The organism is Demequina sp. (genome assembly GCF_024642165.1).
Taxonomy (GTDB): domain Bacteria; phylum Actinomycetota; class Actinomycetes; order Actinomycetales; family Demequinaceae; genus Demequina.
In genome coordinates, this window is the sequence record NZ_JAHEBP010000030.1 from 1 (window position 1) to 22,056 (window position 22,056).

Annotated in this window: 21 protein-coding genes, 3 tRNA genes and 1 pseudogene; 9 read left to right on the forward strand and 16 right to left on the reverse strand. The window is 70.4% G+C overall.

Features of this window, described 5'->3' with window-relative positions; all coding sequences use genetic code 11:
• The 6 genes and pseudogenes from Q0L54_RS04450 to Q0L54_RS04475 form a co-directional block, all read right to left on the reverse strand.
• A pseudogene (locus tag Q0L54_RS04450) lies at positions 1 to 134 on the reverse strand (sugar ABC transporter permease); the annotation flags it as partial.
• Positions 131 to 1,699 (reverse strand): multiple monosaccharide ABC transporter ATP-binding protein, encoded by a 1,569-nt coding sequence (mmsA, locus tag Q0L54_RS04455; RefSeq protein ID WP_296665774.1) that lies wholly within the window; start codon positions 1,697 to 1,699, stop codon positions 131 to 133. The gene mmsA and the pseudogene Q0L54_RS04450, both read right to left, overlap by 4 nt.
• 87 nt (positions 1,700 to 1,786) lie before the next feature.
• Positions 1,787 to 2,953 carry a multiple monosaccharide ABC transporter substrate-binding protein gene (gene chvE, locus Q0L54_RS04460; RefSeq protein WP_296665776.1) on the reverse strand — a complete coding sequence of 389 codons (1,167 nt, stop codon included), beginning with the start codon at positions 2,951 to 2,953 and terminating at the stop codon, positions 1,787 to 1,789.
• 321 nt (positions 2,954 to 3,274) lie between these two features.
• On the reverse strand, positions 3,275 to 4,789 hold the full coding sequence (gene araA, locus Q0L54_RS04465; protein WP_296665777.1) for an L-arabinose isomerase: 1,515 nt from the start codon (positions 4,787 to 4,789) through the stop codon (positions 3,275 to 3,277).
• Positions 4,786 to 5,496 (reverse strand): L-ribulose-5-phosphate 4-epimerase, encoded by a 711-nt coding sequence (locus tag Q0L54_RS04470; protein WP_296665778.1) that lies wholly within the window; start codon positions 5,494 to 5,496, stop codon positions 4,786 to 4,788. The genes araA and Q0L54_RS04470 overlap by 4 nt, the downstream gene beginning before the upstream one ends.
• Before the next feature lie 353 nt (positions 5,497 to 5,849).
• The gene (locus Q0L54_RS04475; protein WP_296665804.1) at positions 5,850 to 6,821 is read right to left on the reverse strand and encodes a LacI family DNA-binding transcriptional regulator; all 972 of its coding nucleotides are present in this window, start codon (positions 6,819 to 6,821) and stop codon (positions 5,850 to 5,852) included.
• Positions 6,822 to 7,119: 298 nt separating this feature from the next.
• On the opposite strand from Q0L54_RS04475, the gene galK reads away from it, so the two are divergent.
• The 3 genes from galK (at position 7,120) to Q0L54_RS04490 (ending at position 9,642) form a co-directional block, all read left to right on the forward strand.
• Positions 7,120 to 8,283 carry a galactokinase gene (gene galK / locus Q0L54_RS04480; RefSeq protein ID WP_296665805.1) on the forward strand — a complete coding sequence of 388 codons (1,164 nt, stop codon included), beginning with the start codon at positions 7,120 to 7,122 and terminating at the stop codon, positions 8,281 to 8,283.
• Between the two features lie 10 nt (positions 8,284 to 8,293).
• Complete coding sequence (gene galE, locus Q0L54_RS04485; RefSeq protein WP_296665779.1) at positions 8,294 to 9,268, forward strand: UDP-glucose 4-epimerase GalE; 975 nt, start codon at positions 8,294 to 8,296, stop codon at positions 9,266 to 9,268.
• A gap of 158 nt (positions 9,269 to 9,426) precedes the next feature.
• The gene (locus Q0L54_RS04490) at positions 9,427 to 9,642 is read left to right on the forward strand and encodes a hypothetical protein (RefSeq protein WP_296665781.1); all 216 of its coding nucleotides are present in this window, start codon (positions 9,427 to 9,429) and stop codon (positions 9,640 to 9,642) included.
• A gap of 43 nt (positions 9,643 to 9,685) precedes the next feature.
• Here the strand turns inward: Q0L54_RS04490 and Q0L54_RS04495 are convergent, their stop codons facing one another.
• Positions 9,686 to 10,930, reverse strand: a complete 1,245-nt coding sequence (locus tag Q0L54_RS04495) for a family 1 glycosylhydrolase (protein ID WP_296665783.1) — start codon at positions 10,928 to 10,930, stop codon at positions 9,686 to 9,688.
• A 74-nt stretch (positions 10,931 to 11,004) separates the two neighbouring features.
• Positions 11,005 to 11,355 (reverse strand): metallopeptidase family protein, encoded by a 351-nt coding sequence (locus tag Q0L54_RS04500; protein ID WP_296665784.1) that lies wholly within the window; start codon positions 11,353 to 11,355, stop codon positions 11,005 to 11,007.
• A gap of 157 nt (positions 11,356 to 11,512) precedes the next feature.
• Here Q0L54_RS04500 and Q0L54_RS04505 point away from each other — a divergent pair.
• The 5 genes from Q0L54_RS04505 (at position 11,513) to Q0L54_RS04525 (ending at position 13,912) form a co-directional block, all read left to right on the forward strand.
• Positions 11,513 to 11,585, forward strand: a tRNA-Glu gene (locus Q0L54_RS04505).
• Positions 11,586 to 11,645: 60 nt separating this feature from the next.
• A tRNA-Asp gene (locus Q0L54_RS04510) sits at positions 11,646 to 11,719 on the forward strand.
• A gap of 60 nt (positions 11,720 to 11,779) precedes the next feature.
• Positions 11,780 to 11,855: transfer RNA gene (locus Q0L54_RS04515), tRNA-Phe, on the forward strand.
• 280 nt (positions 11,856 to 12,135) lie between these two features.
• Entirely contained in the window at positions 12,136 to 13,266 is a 1,131-nt protein-coding gene (locus tag Q0L54_RS04520) for a low temperature requirement protein A (RefSeq protein WP_296665786.1), read from the forward strand.
• Between the two features lie 262 nt (positions 13,267 to 13,528).
• Entirely contained in the window at positions 13,529 to 13,912 is a 384-nt protein-coding gene (locus Q0L54_RS04525) for a phage holin family protein (protein WP_296665788.1), read from the forward strand.
• Positions 13,913 to 13,934: 22 nt separating this feature from the next.
• Here Q0L54_RS04525 and Q0L54_RS04530 read toward each other — a convergent pair whose 3' ends face one another.
• The 3 genes from Q0L54_RS04530 to Q0L54_RS04540 all read right to left on the reverse strand — a co-directional run bounded on the left by Q0L54_RS04530 (position 13,935) and on the right by Q0L54_RS04540 (position 15,733).
• Positions 13,935 to 14,873 (reverse strand): DMT family transporter, encoded by a 939-nt coding sequence (locus tag Q0L54_RS04530; protein WP_296665790.1) that lies wholly within the window; start codon positions 14,871 to 14,873, stop codon positions 13,935 to 13,937.
• Positions 14,870 to 15,397 carry a methylated-DNA--[protein]-cysteine S-methyltransferase gene (locus Q0L54_RS04535; protein WP_296665793.1) on the reverse strand — a complete coding sequence of 176 codons (528 nt, stop codon included), beginning with the start codon at positions 15,395 to 15,397 and terminating at the stop codon, positions 14,870 to 14,872. Before Q0L54_RS04535 ends, Q0L54_RS04530 begins: the two co-directional genes overlap by 4 nt.
• Positions 15,398 to 15,535: 138 nt before the next feature.
• A complete protein-coding gene (locus Q0L54_RS04540; RefSeq protein ID WP_296665794.1) occupies positions 15,536 to 15,733 on the reverse strand; it encodes a BldC family transcriptional regulator in 198 nt (65 codons plus the stop codon).
• 300 nt (positions 15,734 to 16,033) lie between these two features.
• Here Q0L54_RS04540 and Q0L54_RS04545 point away from each other — a divergent pair, with 300 nt between their 5' ends.
• On the forward strand, positions 16,034 to 16,243 hold the full coding sequence (locus Q0L54_RS04545) for a DUF3073 family protein (protein ID WP_296665795.1): 210 nt from the start codon (positions 16,034 to 16,036) through the stop codon (positions 16,241 to 16,243).
• 57 nt (positions 16,244 to 16,300) lie between these two features.
• Here Q0L54_RS04545 and purM read toward each other — a convergent pair whose 3' ends face one another.
• The 5 genes from purM to purL form a co-directional block, all read right to left on the reverse strand.
• On the reverse strand, positions 16,301 to 17,416 hold the full coding sequence (gene purM / locus Q0L54_RS04550; RefSeq protein ID WP_296665797.1) for a phosphoribosylformylglycinamidine cyclo-ligase: 1,116 nt from the start codon (positions 17,414 to 17,416) through the stop codon (positions 16,301 to 16,303).
• Positions 17,413 to 18,927: an amidophosphoribosyltransferase gene (gene purF / locus Q0L54_RS04555; RefSeq protein ID WP_296665798.1), complete on the reverse strand. Its 1,515-nt coding sequence runs from the start codon at positions 18,925 to 18,927 to the stop codon at positions 17,413 to 17,415. Before purF ends, purM begins: the two co-directional genes overlap by 4 nt.
• Positions 18,924 to 19,229 carry a hypothetical protein gene (locus Q0L54_RS04560; protein WP_296665800.1) on the reverse strand — a complete coding sequence of 102 codons (306 nt, stop codon included), beginning with the start codon at positions 19,227 to 19,229 and terminating at the stop codon, positions 18,924 to 18,926. Before Q0L54_RS04560 ends, purF begins: the two co-directional genes overlap by 4 nt.
• Before the next feature lie 100 nt (positions 19,230 to 19,329).
• Positions 19,330 to 19,692 carry a sterol carrier family protein gene (locus tag Q0L54_RS04565; protein ID WP_296665802.1) on the reverse strand — a complete coding sequence of 121 codons (363 nt, stop codon included), beginning with the start codon at positions 19,690 to 19,692 and terminating at the stop codon, positions 19,330 to 19,332.
• Between the two features lie 16 nt (positions 19,693 to 19,708).
• Positions 19,709 to 22,012 carry a phosphoribosylformylglycinamidine synthase subunit PurL gene (gene purL / locus Q0L54_RS04570; RefSeq protein WP_296665803.1) on the reverse strand — a complete coding sequence of 768 codons (2,304 nt, stop codon included), beginning with the start codon at positions 22,010 to 22,012 and terminating at the stop codon, positions 19,709 to 19,711.
• Positions 22,013 to 22,056: the final 44 nt, after the last annotated feature.

The window sequence follows — 22,056 nt, forward strand, 5'->3', positions numbered from 1 at the left end:
ACGTTGCCCGGGCTGAGCAGCGTTCCTCCCGTGAGGATCGCGAACAGGGCGATGATCGCGACGAACGCGATGTAGATGCCGCTCGTCCGCAGGTTCCGGGTCAACAGCTCCCGGATGCTAGCGGTGCCGGTCATGCCCGGACCTCCTTGTCCATGGTGGTGGTACTCGCCTTCTCCTGAGTCATCAGGGTCATGAGCTTCTCCTGCGTGGCATCCGCGACCGACATCTCGCCGGTCACGACGCCAAACGCCAGGGTGTAGATGCGATCGCACGTGCCGAGCAGCTCGGGAAGCTCGGACGAGATGATGACGACGGCCTTGCCGGCGGCGACCAGACGATTCACGATCGTGTAGATCTCGTACTTGGCGCCCACGTCGATGCCGCGGGTCGGTTCGTCGAGGATGAGGACCTCAGCGTCCGAGTAGATCCACTTCGACAGCACCACCTTCTGCTGGTTGCCGCCGGAGAGGTTGCCCACCGTCTGCATGACGGTCGGGGTCTTGATGTTCATCGAGCCGCGGTACTCCTCCGCGACCTTGATCTCCTTGTTCTGGTTCACCCAGCCACGCTTCGCCAGCTTGAACAGGGCCGCAGCGGAGATGTTGTGACGCACATCGTCGATGAGGTTGAGGCCATACCGCTTCCGGTCCTCGGTCGCATAGGCCAGGCCGTGCTTGATCGCGGCCGCGACGTCGTGGGTCTCGATCTCCTCACCACGCATGTACATGCGCCCGGTGATGTCCCGGCCGTAGGCGCGTCCGAACAGGCTCATCGCCAGCTCCGTACGCCCCGCCCCCATGACGCCGGCGATGCCGACGACCTCGCCCTTGCGGACGTTGAAGGAGGCGTTGTCGACCACGATGCGGCCCGGTTGGGTCGGGTGGTGGACGGTCCAGTCCTCGACGCGGAAGATCTCTTCGCCCACCACGTGATCGCGCTTGGGATAGCGGTTGGTGATGTCGCGGCCGACCATGCCGCGGATGATGCGGTCCTGGATGCCCGTGCCGGCGTCGATGTCGATGGTCTCGATGGTGTGGCCGTCACGGATGATCGTGGTGCGGTCGCAGATCTCGGCGATCTCGTTGAGCTTGTGCGAGATCATGATCGACGTGATGCCCTGCTCTTCCTTGAGCGTGCGGAGCAGGCCGAGCAGGTGCTCGGAGTCGTCGTCGTTGAGCGCCGAGGTGGGCTCGTCGAGGATGAGGAGCCGCACGTCCTTGGACAGCGCCTTCGCGATCTCGATGAGCTGCTGCTTGCCGACGCCCAGCTGCATCACTGGCGTCATGGGGTTCTCGTCGAGGCCCACCCGGTCCAGGAGCTTCCTGGCCTGCTGGTTGGTCTCGTTCCAGTCGATCATGCCGCCCCTACCGCGGCGTTCGTTGCCTAGGAAGATGTTCTCGGCCACCGACAGGTACGGGATCAGCGCCAGCTCCTGGTGGATGATCACGATGCCCTTGGCCTCGGAGTCCGGGATGGAGTGGAACTTCTGCACCTCGTCGTCGAAGACGATGTCGCCCTCGTAGGTGCCGAACGGGTAGACGCCCGAGAGCACCTTCATCAGCGTTGACTTGCCTGCGCCGTTCTCGCCGCAGATGCCGTGGATCTCGCCGTCGATCACGCTGAGCTCGACGTCGGATAGTGCCTTGACTCCCGGGAAGGTCTTGGTGATCTTCCGCATCTCAAGGATGTGCTTCGGCATGGGTCTCACCTCCGTGGTGTGAGAGAGGGGGATGGAGAGAGGGATGGTGGTGCCGACCCCCGCGAGGGGGCCGGCACCACCGTTGGATCAGGACGCGACGCCCGATGCAACTTCCTCTTCGGTCCAGTATCCCGAGTCCACCAGGAGCGACTGGATGTTGTCCGCGTAGACGATGTCCGACTCGAGCAGGTACGACGGCACAACCTTCACGCCGTTGTCGTAGGTCTCGGTGTCGTTCGCCTCGGGCTCCTCGCCGTTCAGGTACGCCGATGCAGCGGTGACGGCCTGGGCCGCCAGCTTGCGGGTGTCCTTGAAGATCGTCGAGAACTGGATCCCGTCGGCGATCAGCTTCACGGATGCGATCTCAGCGTCCTGACCGGAGACGATCGGGAAGCCATCGGCCGTGGTGCCCGAGTAGCCGTTGTTCTGCAGGGCGGTGATGATGCCGCGCGACAGACCGTCGTAGGGCGACAGCACGCCGTCCACCTTCTTGTCGGAGCCCACGTAGTTGGCGGTGAGGAGGTCCTCCATGCGCTTCTGCGCCGTCTCCTGCTGCCAACGGAGCGTGGCGACCTGCTCGATGTCCATCTGACCGGACGGGACCACGAGCACCCCGGAGTCGATGTACGGCTGGAGCGTGTCCATCGCGCCGCTGTAGAAGAAGTGCGCGTTGTTGTCGTCCAGCGAACCAGCGAACAGCTCGACGTTGAACGGACCCGCGGCGTCACCCTCGGAACCATCGGCGTTGAGAACGCCCAGGCCCACGAGCAGCGAGGTGGCCTGCTGCACGCCAACCTCGTAGTTGTCGAACGTCACGTAGAAGTCGACGTTCGCCGAGTCACGGATCAGGCGGTCGTACGAGATGACGGGGATGCCCGCGTCCGCGGCAGCCTGGAGCTGGCCGGACAGCGCGGTGCCGTCGATCGCCGCGATGATCAGGGCCTTGACGCCGTTGGTGATCATGTTGTCGATCTGCTGCGACTGGGTGGGGATGTCGTCGGCGGCGAACTGAAGGTCCACCTCGAAGCCTGCCTCCTCGAGGCCGGTCTTCACGGCGTCGCCGTCGGCGATCCACCGCTCCGAGGTCTGGGTGGGCATCGCCACACCGATGGTGCCGCCCTCGGTCATCGCGCCGCCGTCGCCCGTGGGCTCCGCGGAGCTGTCGGTGTCGCCCGCGCCGCCGCCTGAGCAGGCCGCGAGGGTGAAGGCGAGAGCCGCTCCGGCGCCCGCGGCGAGGAACTTCCTGTACTTCATATCTCCTCCTCGAGATACAGGCCCGCGTCCTTACGAGCCCTGTGCTCCATAGTGTGTTTGCGTTCACACGGCGAGTCAAACGCGACGCGTCACGATGTGGTCACAACACCCGCATACCTTGAATTAAATATGTCTACCAGGCATTTCTCGCAGATGCTGGGAGCGGTCACAGGCGTCTGAGAGGCGCGCGCCGTGACCTGGGCGAGCCCTCGGGGCCCGTGAACGTCGCTCCCGGCCGCGCAACGAGGCCCGGCGGCGCCCCTGGAGAGGGGTCGCCGCCGGGCCTGGTCGAGCATGAGGTTCGCTTGAGCGCCCGCGGGTTCAGCGCCCACCCATGGAGTAGTACGCGGCGTTCCATCGGATCTGCTTCTCGAACCCCTCGATGGTGGTGTCCTCATCGATGACGAGCAGCTCGATCTCGACCATCCGCGCGAAGTCCTTGACCACGTCGATGCCGACCTGCGTGGACATCGCGGTGTGGTGCGCGCCGCCGGTCTGAAGCCATGCCCCGACGGCCGTGGTGAAGTCCGGACGCGGCTTCCACACGGCGTGGCCCACCGGCAACGCCGGCATCGGCTCGGGCAGGTCCACGTTGTCCACCACGTTGGCAACCAGCCGAAAGCGGTCGCGCATGTCGGACAGCGCCACCACCACGGCGGGGCCCGCATCGGCGGTGAAGACCAGGCGCACCGGGTCCTCCTTGCCGCCGATCCCGAGGGGGTGCACCTCGAGGCGCGCCTTGGCCGAGGACAGCGCCGGGTTGACCTCGAGCATGTGCGCCCCGAGCGACAGCTCCTCGCCGGGCACCAGGTGGTACGTGTAGTCCTCCATCAGCGACGCGCCGCCGGGCAGCCCGGAGCCCATCACGGCGCACAGGTGCACCAGGATGGCCGTCTTCCAGTCGCCCTCGGCGCCGAATCCGTAACCGTCCGCCATGAGGCGCTGCACGGCGAGGCCCGGCAGCTGCTTGAGCCCGCCCAGGTCCTCGAAGGAGTCGGTGAAGGCCTGAAAGCCGCCGTCGACCAGGAAGGCACGCAGCCCCGCCTCGATGGCGGCCGCGTCGCGAAGCGACTGGTGGCGCGCGCCGCCGGGCAGCAGCACGTCCTGGACCTCGTAGGTCTCGAGGTACTCCGCGACCAGCGCGTCGACCTCGGAGTCCGTGACCGCGTCCACGCGCTCGACCAGCTCGTTGATGCCCCACGTGTTGATCTGCGCGCCCAGCTTGACCTCGGCCTCGGTCTTGTCGCCCTCGGTGACCGCGACGAACCGCATGTTGTCGCCGAACCGCGCGACCTTGAGGCTCTTCGCGGCGGCGCGGCCGGCGGCGGCACGGGACCAGACGCCGATGCGCTCCGACACCGCCGGCGTCGAGGCGTGGCCCACGACGGTGGTGCGAGGGATGCCCAGGCGGGTCTCGATGTACCCGTACTCGCGGTCGCCGTGCGCGGCCTGGTTGAGGTTCATGAAATCGAAGTCGATGGTGCCCCAGGGGAGCTCGCGGTTCGCCTGGGTGGCGAGGTGGAGAAGCGGCTTCTGGAGCGCGTTGAGCCCGGCGATCCACATCTTCGCCGGCGAGAAGGTGTGCATCCACGTGATGACGCCGATGACCTTGGGGTCCGCGTTGGCGGCCATGATCGTGTCGAGGATCTCGTCGCGGTTCTTCACCACGGGCTTCCACACCACGGTGACCGGGATGTCGTCCGAGGCCTGCAGGGTGTCGACCACCGCGGAGGACTGGTCCGCCACCTGCTTGAGGACCTCGTCACCGTAGAGGGTCTGGCTCCCGGTGAGGAACCACACCTCGAAGTCGGCGAGATTCGGGACGATGCTGGTCATGCCATGCCTCCTTGCGGCGCCTGTCCGTAGACGTTCTGGTAGCGGTCGAAAAGCGAGTCGATGTGCCGCTGCTCGATGGGGACGAGCTCGCCGCCCTGGCGGGCGATGTGCACGGTGCGGGCGACGTCCTCGCACATCACGGCGGCCTTGACCGCGTCGCGGGCGTCCTTGCCGATGGTGAACACGCCGTGGTTGGCCATCAGCACGGCGCGCGAGCGGTGGCCCTCGAGGGTGGCGACGATGCCGCGTCCGATCGACTCGTCGCCGATGATCGCGAAGGGGCCCACGGGGATCTCGCCGCCGAACTCGTCCGCCATGCCGGTGATGACGCACGGGATCGGCTCGCGCCGCGCCGCCCACGCCGTGGCGTAGGTCGAGTGCGTGTGGACCACGCCGCCCACGTGCGGCATCGCGCGGTACACATAGGCGTGCGCCGCCGTATCGCTGGACGGGCTGCGATCCGAGCCCGACGAGCCGGGGATCACGGTGCCGTCGAGGTCGCAGAGGATCATGTTGTCCGGCGTCAGGTCGTCGTAGTCGACGCCCGACGGCTTGATGACGAAGTGCTGGGTCCCGGGCACGCGCTCGGAGACGTTCCCGGCGGTCCAGGCCACCAGGTTGTAGCGGGTCAGTTCCGCATGCAGCCGGGCGACCTTCTCCCGGCTGCGCCGGATCGCCTGGACCTGCTCGGTGGTGAACGTGATCACGAGAGGGCCTCCTTCTGTGTAGTGCGCGGGCCGCCGAATCGCGCCCATCGCGCCGCGGCGGTTGAGGTGCTGCGAGAGCTCGCGCTCCCCGTCGAATCGGTCACGAGGCACGGGCGCGGGGAGGCGCCGTCCCGGCGGTCACCCGCCCGAGGTTGAACCATGGTGGCCCCTTTGCCGCGTCGTTCCGATCAGGGTTTTAACGTTAACATACAGGCCCACCCACCTCGACGACGGGTCGTTGGTCCCGCGGCGACGGGTCAGCGGCCCCGTGACGAGGCCGCATCGCGCCGTCCTCTCCACGCTAGCCCAGCGACGCTCCGGGCGCGCCCGGTCGAGCGGCCCCCAGGGGAGCCTCAGGCCGGCGCCGGCCCGGTCGAATCGCGCACGATCAGCCACGGCTCGACGGGCTCGACCGGTCCCACCGGCTCGTGGTTGATCTGCGCCAGCAACAACGCGACCGCCCGCAGCCCGACCTCGGTGAAGTCCTGGTGCACGGTGGTGAGCCCCGGATGCGTGTACGCGGCCTCGGGGACGTCGTCGAAGCCGGCCACGGAGACGTCGCCCGGGACGTCGAGCCCGCGCTCCTCGAGCGCGTGGATGGCGCCCATCGCCATCGGGTCGTTCGCGCAGAACAGCGCCGTCACGCCGTCCGCCACCTGGAGCCCGGCGCGGTACCCGGCGTCCGCGCTCCAGTCGCCCTCGAGGATCGGCAGGTGGTCGAGCCCGTGCTCGTCGAGGAAGGAGACGAACGTGTCGCGTCGCAGGCCGGCCTCGGTCAGTCCCGTCAGCCCGGTGACGTGCTGGAAGCGGCGATGGCCCAGCTCGTACAGATGGTCGAGCACCAGCCGGGTGCCACGCACCTGGTCCACGGCCACCGAGCGATCGCCGTGCGAGTTGCCCGTGAGCACGAACAGGATCGGCACGTCGGTGATCGCATCGACGGCGTCGAGCACGTCCGGGTGCTGCGCCATCACCACCAACGCGTCCACGGAGCGGCCCAGCAGGAAGTCCAGGGCCTCGCCCATCGAGTCCGCGTCCCACGACGCGGTGGTGATGAGCGGCTTGAAGCCGGCCCGTTTCGCGGCGTGCTCGATCGCGTAGAGCGTGCTGGTGGGCCCGAAGTGGGGAACCTCCGGCATGATCACGCCGATCACCTCGGAGCGCCCGGTGGCGAGCGCGCGGGCCGCCATGTTGCGGCGGTACCCCAGGTCGCGGATGGCCTCGATCACGCGCTCCCGCGTCTCCGGGCGGATTCCCGGGAAGTCGTTGAGCACGCGGGACACCGTCTGATGCGAGACGCCGGCGCGCGCCGCCACGTCATGCATGCTGGGGTTCCGGGCCGCCTTGCTCACTTGCGCCTCCGCACCTCGATCGACGCCGTCAGCGTATCCGACGGCGAGGCGGGACGATGCACCGCCGGCGTCCGCTTCCGGGCCCGCCCGCGCCGCGGGCGACGCCGGGGGCGGCCGGGTGCCGCGCATCGTCCCCACATGGCCGGATGCCCCCATCTCGGCTATCATGTTGACGATAACATCGGGTGCGATCAAGGACGCGAATGCGCGGCCCAGCCGGCCCGACGTCGCCGTGGGAGCATGGGGACAGAAACCTGCAGGAGGCACCGTGATCGACATCCCCTCGCCCGAGTCCACCGCCGATGCGTTCGCGGATCGGTACGGGCGCCGGCCCGACGGCGTGTGGTCCGCCCCGGGTCGGGTCAACCTCATCGGCGAGCACACGGACTACAACGACGGCCTGGTGTTCCCGTTCGCGATCGAGCGCCGCACCTGGGCGGCCGTCGGGCGCCGCGAGGACCGCCTGCTGACGGTCCACTCCGGCGCCATGCCGGAGCCGGCGCAGGCCTCGCTCGACTCTCTCAACCCCGAGGACTTCGACGGCTGGTCCGCCTATGTGTTCGGCGTCCTGTGGGCGATGGAGCAGCGCGGCGTGGACCTCGCTGGCCGCACGGGCTTCGACGTCATGCTCGCCTCGGACGTGCCGCTCGGCGCCGGCCTGTCCTCGAGCGCCGCGATCGAGTGCGCCGTCGCCAGCGCCGTCAACGACGAGTGGGAGCTGGGCCTCAGCCGCCGGGACCTCATCACCATCTGCCAGCTCGCAGAGAACGGCGCGGTGGGCGCCCCCACGGGGAACATGGACCAGACGGCCTCGCTCATGGGCAAGGCGGGACACGGGGTGCTGATCGACGTCCGCGCCGAGACGGCCGAGCCGGTGCCGCTGCACTTCGCCGACGAACACCTGGAGCTCCTGGTCATCGACACCCGCGTCCACCACGAGCACGCGACGGGCGGCTATGGCGCGCGCCGCCGCTCCTGCGAGCTGGGGGCCCAGCTCATGGGGGTCGGCTCGCTGCGGGACCTCGACGAGGCGGACCTGCCGCGTGCGGCCGAGGTGCTCGACGACGAAACGTTCCGCCGGGTCAGGCACGTGATCACGGAGAACGCGCGCGTCGCCCGCACCGCCCAGGTGGTCGCGGCGGACGGGCCCCGAGCGATCGGAGACCTGCTGGTCGCCTCCCACGCCTCGATGCGCGATGACTTCGAGATCTCCGTGCCCGAGCTGGACCTCGCCGTGGAGACCGCTCTCGCCAACGGCGCGATCGGGGCCCGCATGACCGGCGGCGGCTTCGGCGGCGCCGCCATCGCGCTCCTCGACGCGGACCGCGCCGAGGAGGTGGGCGGGGCCATCCAGGCGGCGTTCGCCGCGGCCGAGCTCACCGCCCCCATCGTCTTCGTCGTCAGCCCGTCCGACGGCGCCCACCGCGACCTCTAGAAGGAGACCCATGTCCTGGCTCGTCACCGGAGGCGCCGGCTACATCGGCGCCCATGTGGTCCGCTCGCTCACCGACGCCGGCATCGCGCCGGTGGTGCTCGACGACCTCTCGAGCGGCATCGCCGCGTTCGTCCCCGAGGGCGTGCCGTTCGTGGAGGCCTCGATTCTCGACACCGACGCGGTCGCCGCGGCGCTCACCCAGCACGGGGTCGTGGGCGTGATCCATTGCGCGGGCTACAAGTACGCGGGCGAGTCGGTGAAGTTCCCCGTCCACACCTTCCGCCAGAACGTCGAGGGCACCGGCTGCCTGCTCGAGGCCATGGACCGCGCCGGCGTGACGCGGCTGGTGTTCTCGTCCTCCGCGGGCGTCTACGGGACCCCGCCCACGGACGTGGTGACGGAGTCGACCCCCACCCGGCCGGAGTCGCCGTACGGCGAGTCGAAGCTCATCGGCGAGTGGCTGATCCGCGACCAGGAGCGCGCCACCGCGATCGCGGGCTCGCCGCTGCGCGCCACCAGCCTGCGCTACTTCAACGTGGTGGGATCGGGCCACGCCGACATCTACGACGCCTCGCCGCACAACCTGTTCCCCAAGGTCTTCACCGCGATCCAGGCGGGCAAGGCGCCCCAGGTCAACGGCACCGACTACGCCACGCCGGACGGCACCTGCATCCGCGACTACGTCCACGTCTCCGACCTGGCCGCTGCCCACGTGGTCGCGGCCCAGCGCCTGGACGCGGGCGAGCCGCTGGAGGCGGTCTACAACCTCGGCTCCGGGGCCGGCACCTCGGTGCGGCAGATCGTCGACGCCATCGTCGCGGCGACGGGCACCGACAAGGCGCCCATCGAGGGGCCGCGCCGCGCCGGAGACCCCGCGATCATCGTGGCGCAGGGCGCGCTCGCGGCCCGCGACCTGGGTTGGGCGAACCGCCACGACGTGACCCAGATGGTCGACAGCGCGTGGGCGGCCCACCCGAAGGGCTGAACCCCTCCCCCACCCACCTGACACTGCGCACGGAGTTGAGCCGAACTGCTCGGCGTGTCGGGTCATTTTGCGCGCGTCTCGCGGCGTGTCGTCCGCAACTCCGTGCGGAGTGCCAGAGCCGGAGGGGCGCGAGCACCGGCGGGACCTAGGCTGAAGAGATGGAACCCTTCGCGCTCACGCTCGGCACCCAGGTGCGCACCTTCAGCCTCGAGGACGACGGCGGGACCATCGTGATCACCACCTCGGACACCGCGCACCCCGGCGTCCCCGGGCACGTGGGCTACGAGGTGTGCGAATCCGACGCCGAGGCGCAGGCCGTGCTGGGCAAGCTGGTGTTCGACCTCGAGCGGCAGGGGTGGGAACCGCTCCGGTAAATCCCGCGCGGGGACGATGCGCCGGGACGATGCGCCGGTGGGGTCAGCCCGCCGTAGCGCGGCTGCGCGCGACGAGCCGGCCGAACCACTCCGCCGACGGCTTGGGAGTGCGTGCGAAGGAGACCGGGTCGACGGCGACGAGCCCGAAGGCCGGCTCGAAGCCCATCGCCCACTCGAAGTTATCCAGCAGGCTCCACGCGAAGAAGCCGCGAACGTCCACGCCGTCATCCATCGCCTCCCGCAGCGAGCGCAAGGACGTCGAGTAGTACTCGACGCGCTCGGCATCGTCCTCGGTGGCCACCCCGTTCTCGGTGACGATCACGGGGACCCCGGCGACCCTGTGCGCGAGCCGCACCGAGTGCCCCAGGGCATCCGGCGTGAAGGGCCAGCCCATCTGCGTGACGCGGCCGCCCGCCGGCACCGCGATCACCTGCCCGTCCGGACCCACGTGCTCGGTGAAGTACGTCTGGATCCCGACGTAGTCGTCGTCCCTCGCCGTCTCGAGGTACTGGCCGGCGGCCAGCCACCCCATCTCCCCGCGGGGCCCGTCCGGCCCGAGGTCGTGGACGCGCGCCCCGTCGCCCTCGAGCGTGCCGTCCTCGTGCATCACGGTGTCGGGCAACGCGAGCGTGAGGCCGATGGGGAAGTCGCCCGGCGCGCGCCGCAGCGCCTCGCGCGCCGCCTCGTGGGCCGCCCGGAAATGCGCCGATGCCGCGCGGAAACCGTCCATGTCGCCCGCCCGCCCCGGCGGGAAGATGCCGCCCAGGTAGCCGGCGAGCGCCACCACGTTGGGCTCGTTGATGGTGGCGGCCAGGTCGATCCGGTCGCCCAGGTGCTGTGCCGCGATGTCGACGTAGCGTGCGAAGCGATCGACCACCTCCGGGTTCGCCCATCCGCCCCGCGCCGCCATCCATCGCGGCGTGGTGAAGTGGTGAAACGTGACCGCGGTGGACAGACCCATCTCCCGCGCGGCCAGCAGGATCTGGCGGTAGTGCTCGAGGGCCGCGATCGAGAACTCGCCCTCGGCGGGCTCGATCCGGCTCCACTCGAGGCTGAAGCGGTAGGCGTCGAGTCCCATCCCGCGGATCAGCTCGAGGTCCTCGAACCAGCGATGCCAGGAGTCGCACGCGTCGCCGCTGGACTCCCGCGTGCCGCTGCCGGGCGTGTGCTCGAAGTCCCACCAGTCGTTGTTGGTGTTGCCGCCCTCGATCTGGTGCGCGGCCGTGGCGGCGCCCCACCTCCAGCCCGCGGGAACCGGCCCGAAGTCGCTGAGCTCGAGATGTCCCATGGCGCGCTCCCTACGGTCGCCCCTCGACCTCCAGGCTAAGCCCGTAGAGGCCCGCGCGCCGGGCCGCGAGCGGGTCAGTCCCAGCCGAGCTCGTGCAGGCGGTCGTCGTCGATCCCGAAGTGGTGCGCGATCTCGTGGACCACCGTGATCGCGACCTCGTCGCGCACCTCCTCGGCGTCCGCGCACATCCGCAGGGTGGGGCCCACGTAGATGAAGATCCGGTCCGGAAGGTCGCCGCCCCACAGGTCGCCGCGATCCGTGAGCGCGACGCCGTCGTACAGGCCCAGCAGCTCCTTGTCCTCGCCGTCCGGCTCGTCCTCGATGAGGATCACGCAGTTGTCGATCATGTCGAGCAGCCGGTCGGGGATCGAGTCCAGCGCGTCGTCGACCGCCGCCTCGAACTCCTCCCGGGTCATCCGCACCATGTCCCGATGGTCCCATGCCGCCGCCACGGGACGATGCGGGCGCCCGCCTGGGAGCGCATCGTCCCCCCGCCGGAGGGCGCCCGAGGATTGGATTTTCGTCCCGCCAGCCTCTATTCTTTCGAAGGTCCTCATTGCCCGGTTCGCCGGGGGTGGATGAGCCCTCATCGTCTAGCGGCCTAGGACGCCGCCCTTTCACGGCGGTAGCACGGGTTCGAATCCCGTTGGGGGTACGAGGTGGGGGCCGGCATGGTCTACACTTCATAAGTCTTGCTCGCGGAAGCGAGTTTCAAGGCCCTGTAGCGCAGTTGGTTAGCGCGCCGCCCTGTCACGGCGGAGGTCGCGGGTTCAAGTCCCGTCAGGGTCGCGGAGCGATCGCCCCTTCGATGAAGGGGCTTTCGTCTCAGTGGGGGTCCTTCCCCCGCGAGGCTCTGTAGCTCAGTTGGTAGAGCGCACGACTGAAAATCGTGAGGTCACGGGATCGACGCCCGTCGGAGCCACCACGTGAGAAGCCCCCGAAGGCCGGCCTTCGGGGGCTTGCTGGTTCCCCGGGGACGTCAGCCGGCGCTCGCGCGGATGCCCACGATGGTGTCGAACAGCCGGGCGCCGTCCGCGGGGATCACCATCCACTTCCGGGGGACCGCCCGCCAGCATTGCTCGGCGTCCACTCGGGCACGGTGGCACGCGGCGGAACGCTGAGGCAGACTGTCGCTCATGTCGCGGAACGCGAGGCGCGCTCGGGCCAACACCCGAACGCGACTTCGTGCGCCCGACGATCAACCCGTGACCTTCGTCGAACTCTTCTTCGATCTGGTCTTCGTGTTCGCCATCACTCAAGTCACGAAGGTGGTGGTCGAGGACCTGACCTGGGGAGGTGCGAGCGAGGCTCTTCTGGTGTTCTGGATGATCTGGTGGGCCTGGACCCAATTCACTTGGGCGCTCAACCCCGCTGACACCACCCACGGCATGGTCCGCTCCGTGACGCTCCTGGCCACTGCCGCCGGATTCCTGATGGCGGTCAATGTGCCTGGCGCCTTCGCTGAGACGGGAGGGTGGTTCGCAGCCACCTATGTCCTCGTGCGGGTCCTGGGTCTCGCCATCTACCTGGTCGCCGCGTCCGGAGCGCCGAGCCAACTCGCGGCCGTCCGAGCTTTCGCCATGCGTTCGTCCCTACCGATCGCGGTGGCGCTCGTCGGTGGCTTCTTCGACTCGCCCGTGCGTGCCTGGATCTGGTTGGCCGCCGTCATCCTCGACGTCGTTGCTGCGGGGCGTTCCGGCAACAACGAGGGATGGGACCTGCGCCCGGGCCACTTCGCCGAGCGGCATGGGCTGTTCGTCATCATCGCCCTTGGCGAGTCGCTGATCGTGGCCGGACAGAGTGTGCTGAGCACGGATTCGTCAGCGTTGCTGTTGGGGGTCGCCCTGGGCGCGGTCACGGTCACCTGCCTGATGTGGTGGCTCTATTTCGGCTGGTGGCAACCCGGAATGGAGCACCAACTCACCATCGCGACCGGAAGCGCCCAGTCGCGGCTGGCCCGGGACGCCTACAGCCTGCTGCACTTCGTGCTGCTTGCCGGGGTGATCGCGGTGGCAGCGGGCATCGAGGAGATGGTCCTCCATCCCGACGAACCGTTGCCTACGGTCGTGCGGCTTGCGCTTGCGGTAGGCATCGTGCTGTACCTGGGTGGCACCGATCTTGCCTGGTGGCGCGCCACCCACCGCATTCTCATTGCGCGGACCACCGTCGGGCTGCTTCTCGCGCTGGGGATCGCGCTCATCGAGACTGCTGCGCTCGGTGAGATTGGCCTCGTGGTCGGCGGACTGGGCCTCCTGGTTCTGCTCGAGCAATTCGACCGACTCAGGCCCGGAGTCGCGTCCGAGAACGACCCGGTGGGCCCGGCTACGACCACGTGACGCCGCCCGCGATGCCGTGCCGGAGCCGGCCCGCCGCCGGTCACCGCGCTTGTGGAGGAGCGCGCGCAGCGGTGCGAGCCAAAGATCGAGGGCGGTGTCGGCTTCGGCGACGAGCTGCGCGCGTGGCGTGGCGGCGGATCTCACGCCGACGACGGCAACAAGCCGGCGCATCGTCCCCCTCGACCGGGCCAAACGGGCTCACGCATTTGCGCCCGCGCGCCGATAGACGGTTGACTAGGGGATATTCACCGGGAGGTGCCGCATGCCCGAGAATTTCGGACGCTACTTCTTCAACGCCATGATCGGCGGCATCATCGGCCGATTCATCGAAGTGGTGAGGCACGAGTGGGAAGTCGCCAAGCTCGAGCTCAAGCACAAGGGTGTCGAGCTCGCCAAGGGCGCCGCGATGCTGGCGGTGGCATCGATCCTCGGGTACTTCATGCTGCTGGTGCTGCTGGCCGCCGCGGTGCTGGGCCTCGCCGAGGTCTTCGAGCCGTGGCTCGCCGCGCTGATCGTCGCCGGCGCGATCCTGTTCTGGGTGCTCATCCTGGGCCTGTGGGGCGCCTACAAGGTCAAGAAGAACAAGGACCTCAAGCCGGAGCGCGCGATCACGAACATCAAGGAAGCGCTGCCCTTCGTCGACTGACGGCGCGCCCGCCCGGCGCCGCTCAGTCCGCGGCAGTCACCGGCACCGCGCTCGCCGACGCGCCCGGTCGCGGCCTGCCGGTCCGCTGCGCCAGCCAGACTCCGGCGAGCACCACCACCGCGCCCACCGGCTCGTGCCACCGCATCTCCTCGTGGAGCACCAGGATGCCCAGGGTGGTCGCGACGATGGGCACCACGTAGGTGACCGATGCGGCGGTGGTCGCGCCCGCGAGCTTCACCACGCGCCAGAACAGCACGTACGTGAAGCTGGTGCCCAACACGCCCAGGCCGAGCACGCCCCAGAGCACCTCCGACGACCACGTCAGGGTCCCCGCCTGCGGCGCCGGACCCAGCATGGCGAACGGGAGCAGCATCACCGCGGACAAGGCGATCTGCACCGCGGACAGCCCGGTCGGACCCTCCTTCACGCGCGCCAGAAGCATCCGCGACAGCGTGGAGCCGATGCCATAGAAGGCGGTCGCGCCCAGCATGAAGGCCGCGCCCAGCAGCGGCAGCTCGCTGACGTTCCACGCGCCCAGGAGCACCGCGATGCCCGCGGCTCCCAGCACCAGGCCCACGACCTGGGCACGCGTGGCACGCTCCTGGGGGATCAGGATCGCCACGAACAGCGCGGTCCACAACGGCACGGTGGCGTTGAGGAGGCTCGCGAGGATCGACGTGACGTGCTGCTGCGCGAGGGGGATGAGCACGAACGGCACCGTCGACATGCCCACCGCGATCACGGCGATCGCGCCCACGTCACGCCGGGTGAGCCGCGGGCGCCGGCGGGTGACCAGCAGGATGACCCCGAGCACCACGGCGCCCACCAGGACGCGGCCGAAGCCCACCTGCGCCGGAGTCAGCCCGCGCAGCGCCAACGAGATGAAGAGGAAGCTCGAGCCCCACGAGACGGCAGTGAGCAGGAACGCCGGGAGCCAGGCCCGCAACGGCGCCGCGGTCACCCGCCGGTCCTCGCGGGGCGCTCGCCCTCGAGCACCAGCATGCCGGCCTTCATGGACTCGCCGCCATAGCCGTAGCTGCCGAGCCGCCCTCCCGACTTCACCACCCGGTGGCACGGGACGAACGGCGCGAGGTTGTTACGCGCACACGCCGTCCCGGCGGCGCGCATGGCGCGGGGCCGGCCCGCCATCTCCGCGAGCTCCTGATACGAGACCGACGTGCCCGACGGCACCGTGCGCAGCTGAGCCCACAACTCCTGGAAGAAGGGCCCGCCCTCCTGCGCGGCGGGTATCGCGGTGATCGCGTCGCCGTCGCCGTCCAGCCACGCGCCGATGGCGGCGGCGACGTCCGGCTGGTCGCCCTCGACCCAGCCGCGCGCCTGCAGGCCGGCGGGCAGGGCGGCCACGGAGTCACGCAGGGGCCGAAAGCCCGAGGAGCGCACCGTCCCGTCCTCGGGGGTGAGGAGCACGCGGAGGGTGCCGAAGGGGGTGTCGTACGACGCCGCGACCAGCGGGGGCTCGATCATGGGAGCAGGCTACGCCGGACGCCGGACAGCCAACCAGGGCCAGGCGACGCTCCGGTGGCGCCCCCGGGGCGCATCGTCGCGTCTCAGGTGGTCACGACGGAGATCACCGCGGCGCCGAGGGCGCCCAGGTGCGAACGGTCAGCGGCCCTCTTGGGCCGCGGCGAGCAGCTCGCGGACCTCGGCCTCACGGAAGCGGCGGTGCCCGCCGAGCGTGCGGATCGAGCTCAGCTTGCCCACCTTGGCCCAGCGGGTCACGGTCTTGGGGTCGACACGGAAGATCGCTGCCACCTCGGACGGCGTGAGCAGCTTCTCGGGCTCCTGAATGGTCTCAGTCATGATGTGTATCCCTCAGTCCTCTGTTAATGCGCCTCGGGGAAGGCCTCGATGCCGGGTGAGACGCCCAACGCTTTCGAGTATGGAGGGGAGGCGCGGCGTTTTCACGTATATGCGATTTATGTCACATTTGGGCGTGTCGCGACGCGGACCTAGGTCCTCCTCGCCCATACCCCTCCCCGCTTCGCTCCTCGCGGAACCAGGGGAGTCGCGGGCGGCCGGACGCGCGTTGTAAACTTCACGGCAGGTAACACCACGCGGCGCCCAACAAGCGAGGCGCGCGAGAGCGGAAGGCACGGCGACATGGGGCGAGGCCGTCAGAAGGCGAAGGACGCGAAGATCGCTCGCCAGCTCAAGTACACGAACCACGGGAGCGATATCCGTGAGCTCGAGCGCGAGCTGGTGGCGCGTGAGGAGGCGGCCGCTGCCGCCGGCGCGGCAACCTCCGCGAAGGCCTCATCGTCCGACGACTCCGACGAGTACTACGACCGCTGGGCCGAAGACGAGGACTGAGATCCTCGTCGCCGCGCGCGGCGGGACGCTCTCGAGCGGTCCGCCGACATCCCGGCGTTACGCCCGGTATGCCCCGCTGAGGTAGACCGCTCCCCCGTCGACGCCCTTGGCGCCGCGGACCACGTCCCCGCCTGCCATCCGGCCGTCGTCCTCGACCACGGCGCCCAGGACCCAGGCGGGAACTCCGGCGGCCGCGGACTGCGCGATCAGGGCGTCCGCATCGTCCGGTGCCACCAGCGCCACCATGCCCACGCCCAGGTTGAGCGTGGCCTCGAGATCGTTCCACGGCACGGAGCCCGCGGCCTGCACCAGCGGGAACACGGCCGGCAGGTCCCACGCGGCCCGGTCGACCGTGGCCGCGAGCCCGCGCGGCACCACGCGGGCCACGTTGGCCGCGAGGCCGCCGCCGGTCACGTGCGACAGCGCATGCAGGCCCGGCACCGCGGCGGCCAGCGAGACGCAGAGCTTGGCGTAGATGCGCGTGGGCTCGAGCAGCTCCTCGCCCACGGTGCGGCCTAGCTCGTCCAGGTGGGTGTCGAGGGACCAACCGGCATGGGCCACCACGCGGCGCACCAGCGAGTAGCCGTTGCTGTGCAGGCCGGACGATGCGAGGGCGACCACCACGTCTCCCGCGCGGACCCGATCGGGCCCCAGCAGGGCGGAGGCCTCGACCACGCCGATCGCGGCGCCCGCGACGTCGTAGTCGTCCGGCTCCATGACGCCCGGGTGCTCGGCCGTCTCGCCGCCCACCAGGGCCGTGCCGGCCATCTCACAGCCCACCGCGATGCCGCGCACGATGTCCGCGATCCGCTCGGGGACCACGCGGCCGCACGCGATGTAGTCCGTCATCACCAGCGGCTTCGCCCCGCACACCACGATGTCGTCCACCACCATCGCGACCAGATCCTGGCCGATGGTGTCGTGGATGCCCAGCCGGCGAGCGATGACGATCTTGGTGCCCACGCCGTCCGTGGAGGATGCGAGCAGCGGGCGGTCGTACTCCTTGAGCGCCGAGGCGTCGAACAGCCCCGCGAACGCGCCCACGCCGCCCAGCACCTCCGGGCCGTGCGTGCGCGCCACGGCGTCCTTCATGAGCTCGACCGCGCGGTCGCCGGCGTGAGTGTCGACGCCGGCCGAGGCGTAGGTGATGCCCTCGGACGCCTCCGCGGTCACGGCGCCACCTCCACCGGCTGGGACAGCAGCAGGTGCCGCGCGTCCACCGGAGGCGCAACCGGGTAGGTGCCTGTGAAGCACGCCGTGCACAGCCGCGACTCGGCCTGCTCGGTCGCGGCGAGCATGCCGGCCAGCGAGATGTGGCCCAGCGAGTCCGCACCCAGCTGCGCGCGCACGTCCTCGACCGAGTGACCCACCGCCGCGAGCTCGTCGCGCGTGGGGAAGTCGATGCCATAGAAGCAGGGCCACTGCACCGGCGGCGAGGAGATGCGCACGTGCACCTCCGCCGCCCCCGCCTCCCGCAGCATGGCGACGATCGCGCGCTGCGTGTTCCCGCGCACGATGCTGTCGTCCACCACCACCAGCCGCTTGCCGGCGATGACGTCGCGCAGCGGGTTGAGCTTGAGCCGGATGCCCAGCTGGCGCAGCGTCTGCGACGGCTGGATGAAGGTGCGGCCCACGTAGGAGTTCTTCACGAGCCCCTGGGCGAACGGGATCCCGGACTCCTGCGCGTAGCCCACCGCGGCGGGCGTGCCCGACTCCGGAGTCGGGATCACCAGGTCCGCGTCGACGGGGTGCTCGCGCGCCAGCGCGCGGCCCATCTCGAGGCGAGCGGCCTGCACCGAGCGGCCCGCGATGGTGGTGTCGGGCCGCGCCAGGTAGACGTATTCGAAGATGCAGCCCTTCGGGTCCGCCTCGGCGAAGCGCTGCGAGTACACGCCCGTCTCGTCGATGACCAGCAGCTCGCCGGGCTCGATCTCGCGCTCCTGGCGCGCGCCCACGATGTCCAGGGCCGCGGTCTCGGAGGCGACCACCCAGCCACCGCTCGGGAGCTCACCCAGCACCAGCGGGCGGATGCCCTGCGGGTCGCGCGCGGCGTAGAGCTTCTGCTCGTCCATGAACACGAACGAGAACGCGCCACGCAGCTGAGGGAGCAGGTCGAGCGCCACCTGCTCGAGGCTGTCGAACCCGGTGGCGCCCAGGAGCGCGGTCACGATCGCCGTGTCCGTGCACTTGCCGCCCTTGAGGTCCAGCCGCTTGGCGATGCCCTCGCGCTCGACCAGCAGGTCGAGCAGCTCGGGGACGTTGGTGAGGTTGCCGTTGTGACCGAGCGCGACGGTCCCGTGCGCGGTGGGGCCCAGCGTGGGCTGCGCGTTCGCCCACACGGAGGCGCCGGTGGTGGAGTAGCGCGTGTGGCCCACGGCGATGTGGCCCTGGAGCGCCTCGAGGGCGCCCTCGTCGAACACCTGCGACACCAGTCCCATGTCCTTGAAGACCAGGATGCTGTCGCCGTTCGACGTCGCGATGCCGGCGGACTCCTGGCCCCGGTGCTGCAGCGCGTACAGGCCGAAGTAGGAGAGCTTGGCGACCTCCTCGCCCGGCGCGTACACGCCGAACACGCCGCACGCGTCCTGCGGCGCCTTTTCACCCGGCATGAGCTCGTGGCCCAGGCGGCCGTCTCCGCCGCGACGCGGCGTGAGGGGCGTGCCGTCGGGACGCCGTGCCGTCATCGGGCGCTCCGGGTGCGGTCGAGGCCGGTGGCGAGTGCGCCGCCCACGAGGGCCCCGACCAGGCCGAAGCCGAGCGCCAGGAGCACGAAGACCAGGAACCTGCCGGTGCCGGTCGAGTTGGGCAGCACGATCGCCAGGATCATCGCGACCACGATTCCGGCGCCCACGCCGGTGCCGATGAAGCTGCCGAAGCGAGGCGCCCGGCGCACGTGGGCCGGGGACGCGACGCTCGCGAGATCCTCAGGCACCGGGGGCGCCTCGGGGGCAGCGCTGGTGGTCTCGTGCTCGGGGGCGTCGCTCACGCGACAAGTGTAGGCGTTGCTCGCCGCACGGGTGGACGATGCAGGCGCCGCCCGGGCGGGCGCGGCCGGACGGCGGACGGGCCGTCGGGCGGCCGGCGGGTCACCCGAACGGGAGCGGCAGCAGCGCCGACAGGTCCGACCTCTCCCCCGACGCGTCGACGTCCCCGGCGGCCACCGCATCGTCCCACCGCAGCGCACCGGTGACGAGGCCCAGCCAGGTGTCCGCGCTCACCTCGACCACGGCGGGCGGGGTGCCGCGCCGGTGCACCGAGCCCTCGATGCATTGCACCGCGCCGAAGGGCGGCACCCGCACCTCGAGCGACCGCCCCGGCGCCACGGCTGCGAGCTCCTCGAGGGTGTAGCGGACGGCGGTGGCGGTGGCGGGGCGATCGGCGTCGCCGGCCCGCCAGGCCGCGAGTGCGGCACGGCCGGCCGCGCCAGCGATCCGTCGCCGCGCCGTCATCGCGGTGCCCGTTGAGTCACGCGAAGCGCGCCGGCAGCGGCGCCTCCCACGCCTGGGTGAGCTCGTCGAGTCCCAGCTCGAACTGGCCCTGGACGTCGAGCTCGTGCCCGCCGGTGACCCCCACGCGGGCGAACGGCACGCCGCGCGCCTCGAGCATCGCGGTCAGGCGCGGCTCCTCGGTGCGCGGCACGGCGAGCAGCGCGCGCCCTTGGGACTCGCTGAAGAACGCCTGGGCCGGCGTGAGTCCGGAGGCCTCGCACACCTCGTCGAGGACGATGCGGGCGCCCACGCCGTAGCGCAGCGCGCCGTACGCGGCCGCGGCCGCCAGGCCGCCCTCGGAGACGTCGCGGGCGGCGTCGACCAGGCCGTCGCGCGAGCACGCGACCAGGATCTCCGCGAGCTCGCGCTCGCGATCCATGTCGACCTTCGGCGGCAGGCCGCCCAGGTGGCTGTGGAGCTCCGCAAGCTGGGAGCCGTCGAGCTCCGCGCGGGTCTCGCCCACGAGGAACAGCAGCTGCCCCTCCTCGCGCCAGCCCGAGGGCGTGGCGCGTGACACGTCGTCGAGGAGACCCAGGATGCCCACGATCGCCGTGGGATTGATCGAACTGTCGATGCGGCCGGGCTCGCCGGTGCCGTTGTAGAGGCTGACGTTGCCGCCGGTGACGGGCACGCCGAGCTGCTGGCACGCGTCCGCGAGGCCGCGGATGGCCTCCGCGAACTGCCACATGGAGTCGGGGTCCTCGGGCGAGCCGAAGTTGAGGCCGTCGGTGACCGCCGTGGGGGTCGCGCCCGTGATGGCGACGCCGCGGTAGGCGGCGGCGACGGACTGGCGGGCGCCCTCGTACGGGTCGAGCTTGGTGAAGCGGTCGTTCGAGCGCGTGGCGATGGCGACGCCGCGGCCGGTGGCCTCGTCGATGCGGATCACGCCGGCGGCGTCGGGGCGGGCCGCGGCCGTGTTCCCCTGGACATAGCGATCGTACTGACTCGTGATCCAGGAGCGGGAGGACATGTTGGGGCTGCCGAGCAGCGCGAGGAACGCGTCGCGCAGCTCGTCGCCGGTCGTGGGCAGCGGGAACGACGCGCCGTCCGCCTGGAGCCCGTCCATCCAGGCGGGGCGGTGGAACGGGCGCTCGTACACGGGGCCGTCGTGCGCGACGGTGCGAGGGTCGACGTCCACGATGCGCTCGCCGTGGTGGTCGATGGTGAGGCGGCCCGAGTCGTTGACCTCACCCACCACGGAGCTCTCGATGTCCCACTTGCCGGTGATGGCCATGAACGCGTCGAGCTTCTCCGGCGTCACCACGGCCATCATCCGCTCCTGCGACTCCGACATCAGGATCTCGCCGGCGTTGAGCGTGGGATCGCGCAGCAGCACGTCGTCGAGCCAGACGTGCATGCCGCCGGAGCCGTTGGAGGCGAGCTCGCTCGTGGCGCAGGAGATGCCCGCGGCGCCCAGGTCCTGGATGCCCTGCACCACGTCCGCGGCGAACAGCTCGAGGCAGCACTCGATGAGCACCTTCTCCATGAAGGGGTCGCCCACCTGCACGCTCGGGCGCTTGGCGGGGACGCCGTCCTCGAAGGTCTCCGAGGCGAGGATGCTCGCGCCGCCGATGCCGTCACCGCCGGTGCGGGCGCCGAACAGCACCACCTTGTTGCCCACGCCCTCGGCGGAGGCGAGGTGGATGTCCTCGTGCTTCATCGCTCCCACACACAGCGCGTTGACCAGCGGATTGCCCTGGTAGCAGGAGTCGAAGCGGGCGCCGCCACCCACGTTCGGCAGGCCCAACGAGTTGCCGTAGCCGCCCACGCCGGACACGACCCCGTGGACCACACGGCCGGTGTCGGGATGGTCGATCGCGCCGAACCGCAGCTCGTCCATGACGGCCACCGGGCGCGCGCCCATCGCGAGGATGTCGCGGACGATGCCGCCCACGCCGGTCGCCGCACCCTGGTAGGGCTCGACATAGGAGGGGTGGTTGTGCGACTCGACCTTGAAGGTCACGGCCCAGCCGTCCCCGATGTCGACCACGCCGGCGTTCTCGCCGATCCCCACCATGAGGCGCTCGCGCATCTCCTCCGTGGTCTTCTCGCCGAACTGCTTGAGGTGCACCTTCGAGGACTTGTAACTGCAGTGCTCGGACCACATCACCGAGTACATCGCCAGCTCCGCGTTGGTGGGCCTGCGACCCAGCAGCTCGCGGATGCGCTGGTACTCGCCGGCCTTGAGGCCCAGCTCGCCCCAGGGCTGCGCCTCGTCGGGCGTGACGGCGGCGTGCTCGACGGTGTCGAGGTGGGTGGACGATGCGGGGGCGTCGGTCATGGTGTCCTCTGTGAGCCTGCGATGACGCCGCAATCCTACCGGCG

Bases quoted from the DNA above. Each gene is read 5' to 3' on its own strand.
- Q0L54_RS04490 (WP_296665781.1), top strand. From the start codon at position 9,427: ATGGAACCCTTCGCGCTCACGCTCGGCACCCAGGTGCGCACCTTCAGC.
- Q0L54_RS04535 (WP_296665793.1), bottom strand. From the start codon at position 15,397: ATGATCGAGCCCCCGCTGGTCGCGGCGTCGTACGACACCCCCTTCGGC.
- Q0L54_RS04495 (WP_296665783.1), bottom strand. From the start codon at position 10,930: ATGGGACATCTCGAGCTCAGCGACTTCGGGCCGGTTCCCGCGGGCTGG.
- Q0L54_RS04540 (WP_296665794.1), bottom strand. From the start codon at position 15,733: ATGACTGAGACCATTCAGGAGCCCGAGAAGCTGCTCACGCCGTCCGAG.
- Q0L54_RS04475 (WP_296665804.1), bottom strand. From the start codon at position 6,821: ATGCATGACGTGGCGGCGCGCGCCGGCGTCTCGCATCAGACGGTGTCC.
- Q0L54_RS04565 (WP_296665802.1), bottom strand. From the start codon at position 19,692: ATGACGGCGCGGCGACGGATCGCTGGCGCGGCCGGCCGTGCCGCACTC.
- mmsA (WP_296665774.1), bottom strand. From the start codon at position 1,699: ATGCCGAAGCACATCCTTGAGATGCGGAAGATCACCAAGACCTTCCCG.
- Q0L54_RS04545 (WP_296665795.1), top strand. From the start codon at position 16,034: ATGGGGCGAGGCCGTCAGAAGGCGAAGGACGCGAAGATCGCTCGCCAG.
- purF (WP_296665798.1), bottom strand. From the start codon at position 18,927: ATGACGGCACGGCGTCCCGACGGCACGCCCCTCACGCCGCGTCGCGGC.
- Q0L54_RS04525 (WP_296665788.1), top strand. From the start codon at position 13,529: ATGCCCGAGAATTTCGGACGCTACTTCTTCAACGCCATGATCGGCGGC.
- galE (WP_296665779.1), top strand. From the start codon at position 8,294: ATGTCCTGGCTCGTCACCGGAGGCGCCGGCTACATCGGCGCCCATGTG.
- araA (WP_296665777.1), bottom strand. From the start codon at position 4,789: ATGACCAGCATCGTCCCGAATCTCGCCGACTTCGAGGTGTGGTTCCTC.
- Q0L54_RS04500 (WP_296665784.1), bottom strand. From the start codon at position 11,355: ATGGTGCGGATGACCCGGGAGGAGTTCGAGGCGGCGGTCGACGACGCG.
- chvE (WP_296665776.1), bottom strand. From the start codon at position 2,953: ATGAAGTACAGGAAGTTCCTCGCCGCGGGCGCCGGAGCGGCTCTCGCC.
- purL (WP_296665803.1), bottom strand. From the start codon at position 22,012: ATGACCGACGCCCCCGCATCGTCCACCCACCTCGACACCGTCGAGCAC.